The sequence below is a fragment of the Leisingera aquaemixtae genome (genome assembly GCF_001458395.1).
GTDB classification, from domain to species: Bacteria; Pseudomonadota; Alphaproteobacteria; order Rhodobacterales; family Rhodobacteraceae; genus Leisingera; species Leisingera aquaemixtae.
On sequence record NZ_CYSR01000010.1, the window covers coordinates 124,069 to 138,384 of the forward strand.

12 protein-coding genes are annotated in these 14,316 nt (G+C 65.6%); 8 read left to right on the forward strand and 4 right to left on the reverse strand.

Annotated features, from left to right (window positions below; translation table 11 throughout):
• Positions 1–30 precede the first annotated feature (30 nt).
• Positions 31–696, reverse strand: a complete 666-nt coding sequence (locus PHA8399_RS04330) for a DsbA family oxidoreductase (RefSeq protein ID WP_058284961.1) — start codon at positions 694–696, stop codon at positions 31–33.
• Between the two features lie 205 nt (positions 697–901).
• Here PHA8399_RS04330 and PHA8399_RS04335 point away from each other — a divergent pair, with 205 nt between their 5' ends.
• Positions 902–1,933 carry a D-cysteine desulfhydrase family protein gene (locus tag PHA8399_RS04335; RefSeq protein ID WP_058285243.1) on the forward strand — a complete coding sequence of 344 codons (1,032 nt, stop codon included), beginning with the start codon at positions 902–904 and terminating at the stop codon, positions 1,931–1,933.
• Positions 1,930–2,859, forward strand: coding sequence for a carbohydrate kinase family protein (locus tag PHA8399_RS04340; protein WP_058284962.1), 930 nt, complete (start codon positions 1,930–1,932; stop codon positions 2,857–2,859). Before PHA8399_RS04335 ends, PHA8399_RS04340 begins: the two co-directional genes overlap by 4 nt.
• Before the next feature lie 12 nt (positions 2,860–2,871).
• Here the strand turns inward: PHA8399_RS04340 and eda are convergent, their stop codons facing one another.
• From eda to zwf, 3 genes are read right to left on the reverse strand one after another with little or no spacing between them, the layout of a single operon-like run.
• On the reverse strand, positions 2,872–3,522 hold the full coding sequence (eda, locus tag PHA8399_RS04345) for a bifunctional 4-hydroxy-2-oxoglutarate aldolase/2-dehydro-3-deoxy-phosphogluconate aldolase (RefSeq protein ID WP_058284963.1): 651 nt from the start codon (positions 3,520–3,522) through the stop codon (positions 2,872–2,874).
• Between the two features lie 3 nt (positions 3,523–3,525).
• A complete protein-coding gene (gene edd / locus PHA8399_RS04350; RefSeq protein WP_058284964.1) occupies positions 3,526–5,334 on the reverse strand; it encodes a phosphogluconate dehydratase in 1,809 nt (602 codons plus the stop codon).
• A 48-nt stretch (positions 5,335–5,382) separates the two neighbouring features.
• Complete coding sequence (zwf, locus tag PHA8399_RS04355; protein WP_058284965.1) at positions 5,383–6,831, reverse strand: glucose-6-phosphate dehydrogenase; 1,449 nt, start codon at positions 6,829–6,831, stop codon at positions 5,383–5,385.
• Positions 6,832–7,165: 334 nt separating this feature from the next.
• On the opposite strand from zwf, the gene PHA8399_RS04360 reads away from it, so the two are divergent.
• The 6 genes from PHA8399_RS04360 (at position 7,166) to PHA8399_RS04385 (ending at position 14,305) form a co-directional block, all read left to right on the forward strand.
• Positions 7,166–8,269, forward strand: a complete 1,104-nt coding sequence (locus tag PHA8399_RS04360; RefSeq protein WP_058284966.1) for a CaiB/BaiF CoA transferase family protein — start codon at positions 7,166–7,168, stop codon at positions 8,267–8,269.
• Positions 8,270–8,507: 238 nt separating this feature from the next.
• Positions 8,508–10,493, forward strand: a complete 1,986-nt coding sequence (locus PHA8399_RS04365) for a CocE/NonD family hydrolase (protein WP_058284967.1) — start codon at positions 8,508–8,510, stop codon at positions 10,491–10,493.
• 202 nt (positions 10,494–10,695) lie between these two features.
• Positions 10,696–11,673 (forward strand): glycosyltransferase family 2 protein, encoded by a 978-nt coding sequence (locus PHA8399_RS04370; RefSeq protein WP_058284968.1) that lies wholly within the window; start codon positions 10,696–10,698, stop codon positions 11,671–11,673.
• 2 nt (positions 11,674–11,675) lie between these two features.
• Positions 11,676–12,056 (forward strand): GtrA family protein, encoded by a 381-nt coding sequence (locus PHA8399_RS04375; protein ID WP_058284969.1) that lies wholly within the window; start codon positions 11,676–11,678, stop codon positions 12,054–12,056.
• Positions 12,057–12,074: 18 nt separating this feature from the next.
• A complete protein-coding gene (locus PHA8399_RS04380; RefSeq protein ID WP_058284970.1) occupies positions 12,075–12,839 on the forward strand; it encodes a class I SAM-dependent methyltransferase in 765 nt (254 codons plus the stop codon).
• Complete coding sequence (locus PHA8399_RS04385; RefSeq protein WP_058284971.1) at positions 12,836–14,305, forward strand: hypothetical protein; 1,470 nt, start codon at positions 12,836–12,838, stop codon at positions 14,303–14,305. Before PHA8399_RS04380 ends, PHA8399_RS04385 begins: the two co-directional genes overlap by 4 nt.
• Positions 14,306–14,316: the final 11 nt, after the last annotated feature.

The following is a 14,316-nucleotide window of genomic DNA, read 5'->3' on the forward strand; positions in this document are numbered from 1 at the left end:
GCCTAGGCGGTCTCCCGAAATCCGGGGCCGTCAAAACGTCTTTTCTGCCTGTCCCAGTTGCTCCAGAATGCTGGCGTAGTTCTCGACCCCTTGCGCGCCGGTCACCAGGTGGCGGCCGTTGAACACCATGGCAGGCACGCCGCGGATGCCTTGCTGCACCCAGAAGGCCTCGCGCTGTCGCACGTTGTCCGCGTGTTTGCCACTCTCCAGGGCCGCTCGCGCATCGGTACCGTCCAAGCCGAGGCTTTCGGCGGTTTGCACCAGCACATCAGTATCCGAGACATCCTTGCCATCAGTGAAATACGCGCTCAGCAGCGCCTGTTTCATCTCGTGGCCCTTGCCGTGCTCTTCGGCCCATTCGATCAGCTGATGCGCCTGAAAGGTGTTGTAGATCCGCATCCCGTCAAAGAAGCGGAAGGTGAAGCCCAGGGCCTCGCCCAGTTCCGTCAGCTGCGCCCGCACTTGGGCCGACTGCTCTGCCGTGCTGCCGTATTTCGCGGCCAGATGCTCGCGCAGGTCTTCGCCTTCGGGCGCCATATCCGGGTTCAGCTCAAACGGCTGCCAGTGGATGTCCAATGCCACCCCGGCGCGGCGGGCGGCAAAGGCCAGCTGGTTGTAGCCGACCGCGCACCACGGGCAGACCACGTCGGAAATGATATCGACCCGCAGGGCGGGGCTGTGGGCGGTCTCTGTCATGGCGCGTATCCTTGGATTTCCAGTGCTTCGCAGGGACATGGGGGCGCAGCGCCTGGAAAGCAACCGCTGCCCCCGGGGCCTTGCCCGGCTGCGCAATCTGCGCCAACGTGATGCGGTCCGGACAGGATGCGGTCAAAAGTCCCGGTGGCCGCCTGCCTTCGGGCGGCGCCGCTTCCGCAGCTTGACCCGTAAGAAAGAGACCGCAATGTCCCGCATAGACACGCTGCTTTCCCCCTTCCCCCGGGCCAGCCTGCTGTCGCAGCCGACCCCGCTGGAGCGGCTGGACCGCCTGTCGCAGGAGCTGGGCCTCGACCTCTGGATCAAGCGCGATGACCTCACGGGCCTCAGCTTTGGCGGCAACAAGACCCGGCAGCTGGAGTTCTATATCGGCGCTGCGCTGGCGGCCCGGGCGGACACCATCCTGATCACCGGCGCGGTGCAGTCGAACTTTACCCGCACCGCCGCCGCGGCGGCCGCGAAATACGGGATGCAGGCGGTATTGCAGCGGGAGGAGCGGGTGCCCGGAATGGACCCGCTCTACCACCGTTCGGGCAATGTCTTCCTGGCGGATATACTGGGTGCAGATATCATGAGTTATCCGGAAGGGGAGGACGAGGCCGGCGCGGATGCCGCATTGGAAGCGCGGGCAGAGCAGCTGCGCGCGGCAGGCCGCACTCCTTACATCATCCCGCTGGCGCTTGGCCATCCGCCGCTGGGCGCGCTGGGCTATGTTCGGGGCGGGGCGGAACTGGCGGCGCAAATTGGCGGTTTTGATGCCGCGGTGGTGCCCTCGGGGAGCGGGGCCACCCATGGCGGGTTCCTGACCGGAGTGCGCCTGGCCGGCATTACCGCGCGGGTCTATGGTATCTGCGTGCGCCGCGATGCCCGGCAGCAAAAGGCGCGGTTGGAGCAGGTGACCGCAGAGCTGGCCAGGCTGATGAACATTCCGCGGCCGTTTTCCGGCGACGGCATCCTCACCTGGGACGGCGCCTTGGCACCCGGTTACGGCCGTGCAGGCGGCACGGCACGCGCCGCGCTCCAGCGCATGGCCGCGGCTGAGGGGATCCTGCTGGACCCGGTTTATTCCGCCAAGACCTTTGCCGGGCTGCTGGGGCTGCTGGAACAGGGCATCATCCGCAAGGGGCAGAAAGTGCTGCTGCTGCACACCGGCGGGCTGCCCGCGCTGTTTGCCTATCAGAACGCGCTCGGCTTCGGCAGCGGCGCAGGCGCGCCATGATCCTCTGCTGCGGCGAAGCGCTGATCGACATGATCCCCGGCGAGACCGCAACGGGGCAGGCGGCATATGTCCCGCATGGCGGCGGCGCTTCGTTCAATACCGCGCTGGCGCTTGGCCGCCTCGGCGTGCAGGCAGGGCTGTTCACCGGGCTGTCCACGGATGTGTTCGGGCAGCAGCTGACGCAGGCGCTGGCGGCGGCTGGTGTGGATACCTCGCTGGCGGTCACCAGCCCAAGGCCTTGCACCCTGGCCTTTGTCCACCTGACGGACGGGGACGCCAGTTACAGTTTTTTTGACACCGGTTCCGCCGGCTCGTCGCTCACCCCGCAGGCGCTGCCGGACTTGCCGGACAGCGTGAGCGCGCTGCTGCTTGGCGGCATCAGCCTGTGCAACCCGCCTGCGGCAGACGCCTATCTGGCGCTGTCGCAGCGCGAGGCTGGCCGCCGGCCTGTGATGCTGGATCCGAACGTGCGGGCCGGGTTTTCACGGGATGAGGCCGCCTACCGCGCGCGGCTGGAGAAAATGGTAGCGCTGGCGGATATCGTGAAGGTGTCTGAGGAGGACCTTTCCTGGCTTTGTCCCCGCGGGGACACGCGCACCAAACTGAGCGGGCTGTTCGCTGCCGGGCCGAAACTGATACTGCTGACCCGCGGCCGGGAAGGGGCAGAGGCCTATCTGCCGGACGGGCAGGTTGTGACCGCCGCGGCGGTGCCTGTCACTGTTGCCGACACGGTCGGGGCGGGCGACACCTTCAACGCAGGCTTCCTGGCGATGGCGCAGGAGCGAGGGGTGCTGAAGGCGGCGGCCTCCGGGGAAATTGCCGAACCGGATTTGAAGGCCTGCTTGCGGTTTGCCGTGAGGGCGGCGGCTGTGTCGGTTTCGCGCGCCGGTGCAAACCCGCCGTGGCGCGCGGAAGTGCCAGAGTGATTTTGCGCTGGCTTAACTTTTGCCCAGCTTGCTGGCGTCGCGTGCCAGAACCTCGATGGCACCCCAGTCGCCGGCCTTGACCAGATCCGCGGGAGCCACCCAACTGCCGCCGGCGCAGACCACATTGGGCAGGCTCAGGTAGCTTTCGGCATTAGCCGGGCTAATGCCGCCGGTGGGGCAGAAGGAGATCTGCGGCAGCGGTGCGCCGATGGCTTTCAGTGCCGGGGCACCGCCCGAGGCCTCAGCCGGGAAGAACTTGAGCATCCCGTAGCCGCGGGCCAAGAGCCGCATCGCCTCGGTCGCGGTGGCCGCGCCGGGCAAGAGCGGCAGGCCGATCGCTTCGCAGGCGTCGAGCAGGGCATCGGTCGCACCGGGGGAGACGCCGAACTGGGCGCCGGCCTCCTTGGCGGCTTCAGCGTCCTTGGGAGTGACCAGCGTGCCGGCCCCGACAACGCCGCCCTTCACCTGTGCCATCTCCCGGATCACGTCCAGCGCAGCGCCGGTCCGCAGGGTGACTTCCAGCGCGGGCAGGCCGCCCGCAACCAGCGCCTGGGCCAACGGACGGGCGCGGGCCGCATCCTCCACCACCAGCACCGGCATCACCGGCGCCAGGGCGCAAATCTCGCAGGTGCGCAGGCTGGCGTCCTGTGGGGTTATCCGCATGGTTTACACTCCAAACACGCTGGCGCCTTCGTCGGCCGAAGCGACCGAGCGGCGGAACAGGGAAAACAGCTCGCGCCCGGTGCCGTGCTGATGGGCGCTGAGGTCAGCGGTGGCGGGCTCGCGCTCCAGCGCGCCTTCGGTGAGGACTTCCAATGTGCCCTTGGCTGCATCCAGCCGCAGCACGTCGCCGTCCTGGATCCGGGAAATCGGCCCGCCGTCCAACGCCTCAGGCACCACGTGGATCGCTGCCGGCACCTTGCCGGAAGCGCCTGACATCCGGCCATCCGTGACCAGCGCCACCTTCTGGCCGCGGCCCTGCATGATGCCGAGGAAGGGGGTGAGGCTGTGCAGTTCCGGCATTCCGTTTGCCTTGGGGCCCTGAAAGCGCACCACCACGATCACGTCGCCGGTCAGCTCGCCCGCCTTGAAGGCGGTCTTGGCCTCCTCCTGGTCGTGAAAGACGCGGGCGGGGGCTTGGACCACGTGGTGCTCCTTCGCCACCGCCGAGACCTTGATGACCGCGGTGCCCAGGTTGCCGGCCAGCCGCTTCAGCCCGCCGGATTTCTGGAACGGCGCATCCGCCGGGCGCAGAACCGCGTCGTTCAGGCTCTGCCCCGGGCCTGGGCGGAAGGTGAGGCCGTCCTCCGTCAGGAAGGGTTCCTGCGTGTAATGCTCCAGCCCGTCGCCCGCCACCGTTCTGGTGTCCGGGTGCAGAAGGCCTGTTTTCAGCAGCTCGCCGATCATGTAGCCCAGCCCGCCGGCCGCGTGGAAATGGTTCACGTCGGCCAGCCCGTTGGGATAGACCCGGGCCAGGAGCGGCACCGCATCCGACAGCTCTGCAAAGTCCTGCCAGTCGAGCAGGATGCCGCCCGCCCGCGCCATGGCAATCAGGTGGATCAGCAGATTGGTCGAGCCGCCGGTGGCCATCAGCCCGACGATGCCGTTGGCATAGGCCTTCTCGTCCAGAACGTCGCAAACCGGGGTGTAAGTGTTGCCAAGGGCGCTGAGCGACAGGGCGCGCTTGGCGCCCGCCACCGTCAGCGCCTCGCGCAGCGGCGTGCCCGGGTTCACGAAGGACGATCCGGGCAGATGCAGCCCCATGAACTCCATCAGCATCTGATTGGTGTTGGCGGTGCCGTAGAAGGTGCAGGTGCCGGGGCCGTGGTAGGCGGCCATCTCGGCCTTCAGCAGCTCCTCGCGGCCGATCTCGCCAGCGGCGAATTTCTGGCGGATATGCGCCTTTTCGTCATTGGCCAGGCCGCTGGTCATGGGTCCCGCGGGCAGGAACACCGCCGGGATATGGCCGAACGCCTGGGCGCCGATCACCAGCCCCGGCACGATCTTGTCGCAGACGCCGAGAAACACCGCGGCGTCAAAGACGTTGTGGCTGAGCGCGACGCCGGTGGCCATGGCGATGGTGTCGCGGGAAAACAGGCTGAGCTCCATCCCGGCCTCGCCCTGGGTGACGCCGTCGCACATCGCGGGCACCCCGCCCGCCACCTGCGCGGTGCCGCCGGCCTGGCGCACCGTATCGCGGATCAGCGCCGGGTAGGTCTCGAACGGCTGATGCGCCGACAGCATGTCGTTGTAGGCCGTGATAATTCCCAGATGCCCCTTGGAGGCCTCTGCCAGTGTCTGCTGGTCCGGTCCGGTGGCGGCATAGGCATGGGCCTGGCCGGAGCAGGACAGATGTGCCCGCGCGGGCCCCTTGCCACGGGCCGCGCGCATCCGCTCCAGATAGGCTGCACGGGTGGTTTCGCTGCGGGCGATAATGCGGTCGGTGACGGCGGCCAGTGTGGAATTCAAGGTCATGTGGGGCCTTTGTAGCAAACTGCGGGGGCAAAGGGGAGGGCGGCTGTCTCAGGTTCCGATACTGCGCCAGCGGCGGCCGTCGCGGTGGATCAGCAAAAGCGAATCATCGGGTCCGGCGCTGCCGCTGTCGTAGGGCTGCGGGGCTTCGCCGGTGTCTTGCCACCCGGCGATGATCGGATCGGCCCAGGCCCAGGCGGCTTCGACCTCGTCGCCGCGCATGAACAGGGTCTGGTTGCCGCGGATCACATCCATGATCAGCCGCTCATAGGCGTCTTGCGGGCGGCCCGATTCCGGCAGCTCATCCGCGAAGGTCATGTCCAGGTTGGCGCCGGTCAGCCGCATGCCGCCGGGGCCGGGGTCCTTGATGGTGGTCTTCAGCGTGATGCCCTCATCCGGCTGCAGCCGGATCACCAGCACGTTGCCGTGGATCGGGCCGGAGCCTTCGAAGATGTTGTGCGGCGGGTCGCGGAAATAAACCGCAATCTCGCTCACCCGCTCGCGCAGGCGCTTGCCGGTGCGCAGGTAGAAGGGGGTGCCGGCCCAGCGCCAGTTCGCCACCTCGACCTTCAGCGCAATATAGCTTTCGGTGCGGCTCGCGGGGTTGCCCGCGTGATCGCGGTAGCCGTCCCCGTTTTTGCCGCGGTATTGGCCGCGGGCGATGCTGGCCTGCGCCACCGGGCGCAGCGCTTCGATCACCTTGACCTTCTCGTCGCGCACCGCGTTGGGGGCAAAATGGGCGGGCGGCTCCATCGCGGTCAAGCACAGAAGCTGCATCAGGTGGTTCTGCACCATGTCCCGCATGGCGCCGGATTTGTCGTAATATTCCTCGCGCCCCTCAATGCCGATGCTTTCGGCCACGGTGATCTGCACGTGGTCGATATGAGAGGAGTTCCAGAGGGGTTCGAACAGCGAATTGGCAAAGCGCAGCGCCATCAGGTTCTGCACTGTTTCCTTGCCCAGATAGTGGTCGATCCGGTAGATCTGCTGTTCCTCGAAGTGCTCCCGCAGCGCCGCGTTCAGCCCCCGGGCCGAGGCGAGGTCATGGCCGAACGGCTTCTCCAGCACAATGCGGCTTTCGGGCGTGGCGATGCCGGTCTCGCTGAGGCGGCGGGCGATATCGGGAAACAGGGCCGGCCCCACCGACAGGTAGAAGGCGCGGATCGCATCCTCGCGCAGTTTCCCGTGAATCGCATCCCAGCCGTTCTCGCCGCGGGCATCCACCGCGACATAGTCCAGAAGCGCGGTGAAGCCGGCAATTTCCTCGGCTTTGGTTTCCACGTCCTGGCCGAACTCGCGGATCGCATCGGCGGTCTGGCTGCGGAACGCTTCTGCGGTGAGGTCGCTGCGCGAGCTGCCGATGATCCGGCAGTTGCTATCGAACTGGCCGATCTGAAAGCGGTGAAACAGGGCCGGAAGGATCTTGCGGCGGGCCAGGTCCCCGGTCGCGCCAAACAGCACGAGGTCAAAGGGCTGGACGGGAATGACGCGGGAAACCATTGATTTTACATCGCTGTTCCATTGAGGCCAAGAATTGAACCCGGGGCCGGGTCATTGTGCCGCCTGAGGCGGGGCAATTCAATCGCCTCAGCTGGCATGTGGCCGGTTAAAGTTGAGTTATCGCTAACATAATGTTGTGGCCGGGGCCATCGGGAATTTTATCTGATGGACAGCCGCAAGTGTTGTGCGTCTTGGGGCGCGGAAAACAGGTGATTTCCTGCTTTCGGCCTGCAGGGCGTTTCGCTGGCCCGGGATTTGATCAAATCTTGCAGCAGGGCGGCGCAGCGGCTAAGCATACCGGCAAAGAGGACGGCACCAACAGGGAGGAGTGCCCATGACCCCGCTTGCAGGCCTCAAGGTGGTTGAACTGGCGCGTATTCTGGCCGGGCCCTGGATCGGCCAGTCGCTGGCGGATCTCGGCGCCGAAGTGGTCAAGGTGGAGAGCCCGGACGGCGACGATACCCGCAAATGGGGCCCGCCCTTCATTGAACGCGACGGCGACACGTCAGCTGCTTATTACTATGCCGCCAACCGCGGCAAGGATTGTGTGACGGCCGATTTTCGCACTGAAGAAGGCAAGCAGGCGGTTCTTGGACTGATCCAGGATGCCGACATCCTGATTGAGAACTTCAAGGTCGGCGGGCTGAAGAAATACGGGCTGGATTATAACAGCCTCAGCAAAATCAATCCCCGGCTGATCTATTGCTCCGTGACCGGCTTTGGCCAGGACGGTCCTTATGCCAAGCGGGCGGGGTATGACTTTCTTCTGCAGGGCATGTCGGGACTGATGTCGATCACCGGCGCGCAGGACGGCCAGCCGCAAAAGGTCGGTGTGGCAATCACCGACATCGTCACCGGGCTCTATGGCACGATCGGCATTCTGGCGGCGGTGGAGCAGCGCCACCGGACAGGGCGCGGCCAGCATCTGGACATGTCGCTGCTGGATTGCGCAACGGCCCTGCTGGCGAACCAGGCGATGAATTATCTGGCGACCGGCGAAAGCCCCACCCGGCTGGGCAACGATCACCCGAACATCGCGCCTTATCAGGTGATGGCGGTGCAGGATGGCCATGTGATCCTGGCAGTGGGAAATGACGGTCAATTCCAGCGGCTTTGCGGCGTGCTGGGTCTGGCGGAGGCCAAGGCGGATGCGCGTTTCCAGACCAATCAGTTGCGGGTCGCCAACCGCAAGGCGCTGACGGCGATTCTGGAGGCCGTGCTGGCTCAGTGGACGCAAGCGGATCTGCTGGCGGCGCTGGAGGCGGCAACGGTGCCTGCAGGGCCGATCAACACCATCGGCCAGGCGTTCGAGGATCCGCAGATCAAGCACCGGGGGATGCAGATCGCACCGGAGGGGGTGCCGGGGGTGCGGGGGCCTTGGAAATTCTCGGACGCGGAGCTGGCCCTGGATAAATCGGCGCCGAAACTGCCGGAGTAACCGTGCCGGTGCCGTTTGCCGGGATAAACCGGCTCCGCCCGGCTGTTCCGTTCGGGTGCGGCCGGATCGGGCAGGAAAACGCAAAAAATCAGCGGCGTTCCCAAGCTGGCCGTCTCGATTCGGGTCTAAACCGCGTCAGTTCGCTTACATCCGCTTACAAATGCTCCCTTTCCTTCGGCGGCTGATCTGGAGAGTTTGCTTAAGTGGCAGATGCCAAACCAACGACAGGAATATCCCCATGCCCGGCGCTTACCGCATCATTGAGAACACTTGGATCCCTCTGCCGGATGGCCGCAGGCTGTCGGCGCGGATCTGGCTGCCAGAGGGCGCGGGGCCGTTTCCGGCGATCCTGGAGTATCTGCCCTACCGCAAGCGCGACGGCACCGCGCCTCGGGACGAGACCACGCACACGGTTTTTGCCGCCGAAGGATATGCCTGCATCCGGGTGGATATTGCAGGCACCGGCGACAGCGAAGGGGTGTTTGACGATGAATATTCCGAACAGGAGCTGAGCGACGGCGAGGCGGTGCTGGCCTGGATCGCGGCGCAGGACTGGTGCGGCGGCAATATCGGCATGATCGGCATCAGCTGGGGCGGCTTCAACGGTCTGCAGCTGGCCTTCCGCCGTCCGGAGGCGTTGAAGGCAGTGGTGTCGGTGGCCTCGACCGTGGACCGCTACGCCGACGACATCCATTATATGGGCGGTTGCCTGCTGAGCGATAACGCCAATTGGGGCAGCCAGATGTTTGCCTACCAGTCGCGGCCCGCGGATCCTGAGCTTCGGGCGGACTGGCGCGAAGACTGGATCAAGCGGATCGAGGGGATGCCGTTCATGGCTGCGGAGTGGCTGCGGCACCAGACACGGGGGGATTTCTGGAAGCACGGGTCGGTTTGCGAGGACTGGACGGCGATCCAGGCGCCGGTCCTGGCGATCACCGGCTGGGCCGATGCCTACGTGAATGCGCCGCCGGCGCTGGCAGCCAATCTGACCGTGCCCGCCAAAGCCATGATCGGCCCGTGGGAGCACCGCTATGCCCATATCGCCAAGCTGGATCCGGCGGATTTTCACGGCGAGGTGCTGCGCTGGTTCGGCAGGTGGCTGAAGGGCGAGGAGACAGGCGCCGAAGACCTGCCGGACTACCGCGTTTTTATGCAGGAGCACTTCAACCCAACCATGCAGAACAAGCCGCGCCAGGGCCGCTGGGTGGCGGAGGCTGAATGGCCCTCGCCGAATGTGCGGGACCGGGTGATGCATCTGGGGCAGGGCGTGCTGGCGGATCAGCCGGGCAGCGGTGTCACCGTGGTCAGAAATCCCGCGACGGTCGGGCAGGCGTCCGGCTATTTCTGCCCGGGGATGCGGTTTGACAATGAACTGGCGGGCGATCAGGCGGTTGACGATGCGCTGTCGGCCTGTTTCGACGCTGCCCCGCTGGCAGAGCCGCTGGAACTGCTGGGCAGGCCGCGGGTCAAGGTGGCGTTCAGCGCCGACAAGCCGGTAGCGCAGCTGGTGGCGCGGCTTTGCGATGTGTCGCCGAAAGGCGTGTCGCAGCGGACTACTTACCGCCCCTTGAACCTCACCTGCCGCAACGGGTTCGAGGTGCCGCAAAAGCTGGTGCCGGGGCAGCGCTATGAGGCGGAGATCGAACTGAATGAATGTGCGCACCGCCTGAAACCGGGGCATGTGCTGCGGCTGGCGCTGTCGGCGTCCTATTGGCCGATTGTCTGGCCCGCGCCGGAGGCGGCAGAGGTGACGCTGTATCTGGAGGAGTGCACCCTGATCCTGCCGGAACGCAAGGCGGAACAGGAGATCGAGCCGCAAAATCCCGGCGCCCCGCGGGAGTATCCGGTGCTGCAGGCGGAGCAGCTGCGCGCGCCTGGCGGCAGCTCCAACACCTGGACGCGGGAGGACGGCGCGCTGGTGCTGGATACCTTTGACGATTACGGCAAGTCGGTGGACCCCTATCACGGCATCTGCGCGGGCAGCCATGTGGCCATGCACTATGAGGTGCATCCCGATGATCCGGCTACGGCGGTTTTTGCCAGTGACTGGACTTTTGAGTTTGAACGCGGCGGCTGGCAGGTCGCGATTGAGACCAGGAACAAAGCGACCTGCGACCGGGAGAACTTCTATCTCTGGCGCGAGGTGACCGCTTACGAGGGCGCAGGCCGGGATGTGGTGGTGACCAAGGAGTGGCAGGAAACGATTCCCCGCGGCGTGCTGTAAACCGGGGCGGGATGCGGGCGGATTTTCGGCAATTCGTCCGCATTTGCCCCGGTTTTGCCACAGTGCGTTACCGAAAGCACACAGGCCCTTAACCATTTAATTGCAAATTCAGCTCTCAGCGTCCCGCCGTTGCCCTGCCTGCGCCGGATCGGCCAGTATCGCGGTTAACGAGCGGTTAACAAACAGATTTGAGGGCGAAAAGGTGCAGCTTTCCGTTGTTGTGCCCTGCTACAATGAAGAAGAGTCGGTTCCCCTGCTGGTGGAACGGCTGGTGCAGGCAATAGAACCATGGGCGCAGGACGCCGAGATCATCCTGGCGGATGACGGCTCCAGCGACGGCACCTGGGCAGCGATTGAGGCAGCCCATGCCAGGCACCCGGTGGTGCGGGGCATACGGTTGTCGGCCAACCGCGGGCACCAGGTGGCGCTGACCGCGGGGCTGGAGGCTGCGCGCGGCGCGCGGATCTTTATGCTGGACGCCGACCTGCAGGACCCGCCGGAGATCCTGCCCGACATGATGATGATGATGGACCGCGGTTATGACGTGGTCTACGGGCGCCGGGCCGAACGGCAGGGGGAAACACTGTTCAAGAAGGCTACTGCCTTTTTGTTCTACCGTTTCCTGAACACGCTGTCGGATGTGGACATCCCCAAAGATACCGGCGATTTCCGTCTGGTCAGCCGCCGCGCGCTGGATGCGGTGCTGGCGATGCCGGAGCGGGCGCGGTTCATCCGCGGCATGTTCGCCTGGGCGGGGTTCAAACAGATCGGGCTGGAGTATGTGCGCGATGCGCGAGTTGCGGGCGAAACGAAATATCCGTTCCGGGCGATGCTGCGCTTTGCCACCGATGCGCTGACCGGCTTTTCCACCAAACCGCTGAAGATGGCGACACGGCTGGCGTTCCTGAGCCTTTACGTGACCTTCCTGATGGCGGTTTACGTCTTCCTGTCGCTGATCCTTTACAATACCGCGCCCGGCTGGGCGTCGATGCTGCTGGCGCTGTCCTTCTTCTCGGGGATCCAGCTGCTGACGCTGGGGATTATGGGGGAGTATATCGGACGGCTCTATATGGAGAGCAAGCAGCGCCCGATGTACTTCCTGTCGGAGGAAACCGGCGAAGGCGCCCCCGCTGAGCCGGTGAAGATCGAACCCGCACCGCTGCGCAAGGAAGCGTCGTGAGCATGGCGGACACCGGGCAGATCCTGCGCTTCTCCATCGTCGGCGCGACGGTCGCGGGGCTGTATGTGCTGGCCTATACCGCGCTGCTGGCCGCGGGGATGGAGCAGGCTGCAGCCAATGCCCTGGCCTTTGCTGGCGCGGTTGCGGTGCAATACGTGCTGCAAACCTGGTGGACCTTCCGCCGCCCGCTGGGCTTGCCGGATCAGATGGTGCGGTTTGCCTGCACCATTGCTGCCGGTTTTGCTGTCTCGGCGCTGATCACCGGTTTCATCGGCCCGGCTCTGGGCTGCGCGGACTGGCTGTCCGCCGCCGCCGTCACGGTGATCCTGCCGGTTCAGAATTTCATCATCTTCCGCCTCTGGGTGTATGCCGCGGCTGGCTGAGTAAAGTTCGGAGCAATCATGTCCCATATCTATTCCAACGAGTTTTACGACTATATCGACCAGGGCGCGCGCTCCTCGGCGCAGGCGATGATTTCGGTGGTGCAGCCGCATCTGCAGGCGGGCAGCGTGCTGGACCTTGGCAGCGGCCGCGGCGTGTGGCTGAGCGAATGGATCAAGGCCGGTGTGACAGATGTGGTTGGCGTTGACGGCGATTATGTCGACCGCGACCGGCTGGCGATCCCGCGCCAGCAGTTTCATGCCGCTGACCTGACCAAGCCCTTTGACCTGGGCCGTAAGTTCGACCTGGCGCAGAGCCTGGAGGTGGGGGAGCACCTGCCCGAGGCGGCCTCGGAGAAGCTGGTCGACAGTCTGACCCGGCACGCCGACCGGGTGCTGTTCTCGGCCGCGGTGCCGGGGCAGGGGGGCGAGTTTCACATCAACGAAAAGCCGCTGTCCTTCTGGCAGGAGATGTTCGCGGCGCGCGGGTTCACCGCCTTTGACTTCGCCCGCCCCAGGTTGAAGCACATGCAGGGCGTCGAGCCGTGGTACCGCTACAACACCGTGCTTTATACCAATGCCGCGGGCCGGGAAGGGCTGCCGCAAGAGGTGCTGGCAACCGAAATCCCGGCCGGGCAGAAGGTGCCGCTGGCGGGCAGCCTGGGCTGGCGGATGCGGCGCGGTATTGTCTCGCTGATGCCGCAGCCGATGGTGACCAGAATCGCTCAGGGCCGCGCCGCTGTGCTGGCCCGCCGCGCCCGCCGCCTGCAGGAGGCCGCGGGATGACACTGGCCTCCGCCGGCAGCGGCGTCGCGCCGCGGCGCGCCCTGCCGCAGCTGCCGGTCACGGTGGCAGCGGTCTTTGCGATGCTGCTGCTGACCGCGCTGTTCCAGCTGCCGGATCCGATGATCCGGCATGATGACTACCCTGCGCTGCTGGCAGATCCATCGCTGTTCTACTCAAAGACCCTGACTGAGGGGCGCTGGGTCAATTACCTGTGGCACCTGCGCGGTTTTGTGACGCCGGCCTGGCTGAATTTCCTGGCCTATCAGTTCTTGTGGGCTGTCTACCTTGGCTGCCTGGTGCACAACGCCTTTGGCCGGGAAGCAGAGATCTGGCAGCGGGTGATGGTGGCGCTGATTGCGGGTCTCGGCCTGCCTTGGGTGCTGATCTCATTGTGGTTCAACACGCTGATCCCCGGGCTGGCCATTGTCGCGCTTTATGCCTGGCTGGCCACACGGCTGAGCGAGCGGGCCTGCCGCTGGCTGGTGCTGGTGTTTGTGCCGGTTTCGCTGATGGCCTACACGACCTATCCCTTCCTGATCCTGGGTCTGAGCCTGACCCGCGCGGGCGTCGCGCGCTCTGCCAGGGATCTGGCGGGGCTGCTGGCGCTGTTCATTGCCAGTTTCGCGCTGGGCATGCTGGCAATCTACTCGCTGAACTATGCGGTGCATGGGGTGTTCGGCGTGCCGATGGCGGAATGGCGCAACCCCAGTCCGGCCCGGGATCTGGCGTCGGCGCTGGAAAACTCCAAACTGGCCTGGCAGTTCCTGGTCAGCCTGGCGCTGAAGGGGGCCTATAACAACACGGTTCTGGCGCTGTTGCAGTGGGGTTTGCTGGCCTGCGCGGTCTGGGCTGTGCTGCGGCAGGACAAATGGCGGGCGATTTACCTGCTGTCCGGGGCCTTTCTGGGGCTGGCGCTGATTTGCCTGCAGGTGATCCGCAGCGGTATTGACATGCCAGTGCGCTCCGGCGGGTTCCTGTGGATCTTCGGGGCCATGTTCATCGGGCTGTTCGTGTTGACGCTGCGCGACAGCGGGCGGCCGCGGCTGAGCCGGAACCTGCTGTTTGCCGTGACCGCGGTCCACGTGATCTTTGGCGGGCTGACCCACCGGGTTCTGTCTGAATGGCACAGGGTGAGCCGGGCAATGGCTGCGGAGCTGGCTGAAGGCCAGGGCCCGGTGTATGTCACCGGCACCTATCTGTCGCTGGAGGCAGCCCGCAAATCGGATCTGCAAAAGCACCATTCGGTGGCGTTCCGCCTGCACCATCTTACCGGGCGCGAGATAGTTATGTGCGAAAGCCGTCCCGAGGATTGCGCGCAGCTGCCGGAGGAACTGCGCGCCGGTTTACAGGGCCGGACAGGGTTCGAGGTGCGTCAGATTGACGGCGGTTCTGTGCTGATGCTGTCGCCCGAGGCACTGCGGCAGGACAAGCTTGAAGCGGCCCGTCAGCTGCGCCAGGCGGACTAGCGACACAGCTC

Coding starts and splice junctions, on each gene's coding strand:
- PHA8399_RS04375 (WP_058284969.1), top strand. CDS start 11,676: ATGGCGGACACCGGGCAGATCCTGCGCTTCTCCATCGTCGGCGCGACG.
- PHA8399_RS04340 (WP_058284962.1), top strand. CDS start 1,930: ATGATCCTCTGCTGCGGCGAAGCGCTGATCGACATGATCCCCGGCGAG.
- PHA8399_RS04385 (WP_058284971.1), top strand. CDS start 12,836: ATGACACTGGCCTCCGCCGGCAGCGGCGTCGCGCCGCGGCGCGCCCTG.
- PHA8399_RS04330 (WP_058284961.1), bottom strand. CDS start 696: ATGACAGAGACCGCCCACAGCCCCGCCCTGCGGGTCGATATCATTTCC.
- eda (WP_058284963.1), bottom strand. CDS start 3,522: ATGCGGATAACCCCACAGGACGCCAGCCTGCGCACCTGCGAGATTTGC.
- PHA8399_RS04365 (WP_058284967.1), top strand. CDS start 8,508: ATGCCCGGCGCTTACCGCATCATTGAGAACACTTGGATCCCTCTGCCG.
- zwf (WP_058284965.1), bottom strand. CDS start 6,831: ATGGTTTCCCGCGTCATTCCCGTCCAGCCCTTTGACCTCGTGCTGTTT.
- PHA8399_RS04380 (WP_058284970.1), top strand. CDS start 12,075: ATGTCCCATATCTATTCCAACGAGTTTTACGACTATATCGACCAGGGC.
- PHA8399_RS04335 (WP_058285243.1), top strand. CDS start 902: ATGTCCCGCATAGACACGCTGCTTTCCCCCTTCCCCCGGGCCAGCCTG.
- edd (WP_058284964.1), bottom strand. CDS start 5,334: ATGACCTTGAATTCCACACTGGCCGCCGTCACCGACCGCATTATCGCC.
- PHA8399_RS04360 (WP_058284966.1), top strand. CDS start 7,166: ATGACCCCGCTTGCAGGCCTCAAGGTGGTTGAACTGGCGCGTATTCTG.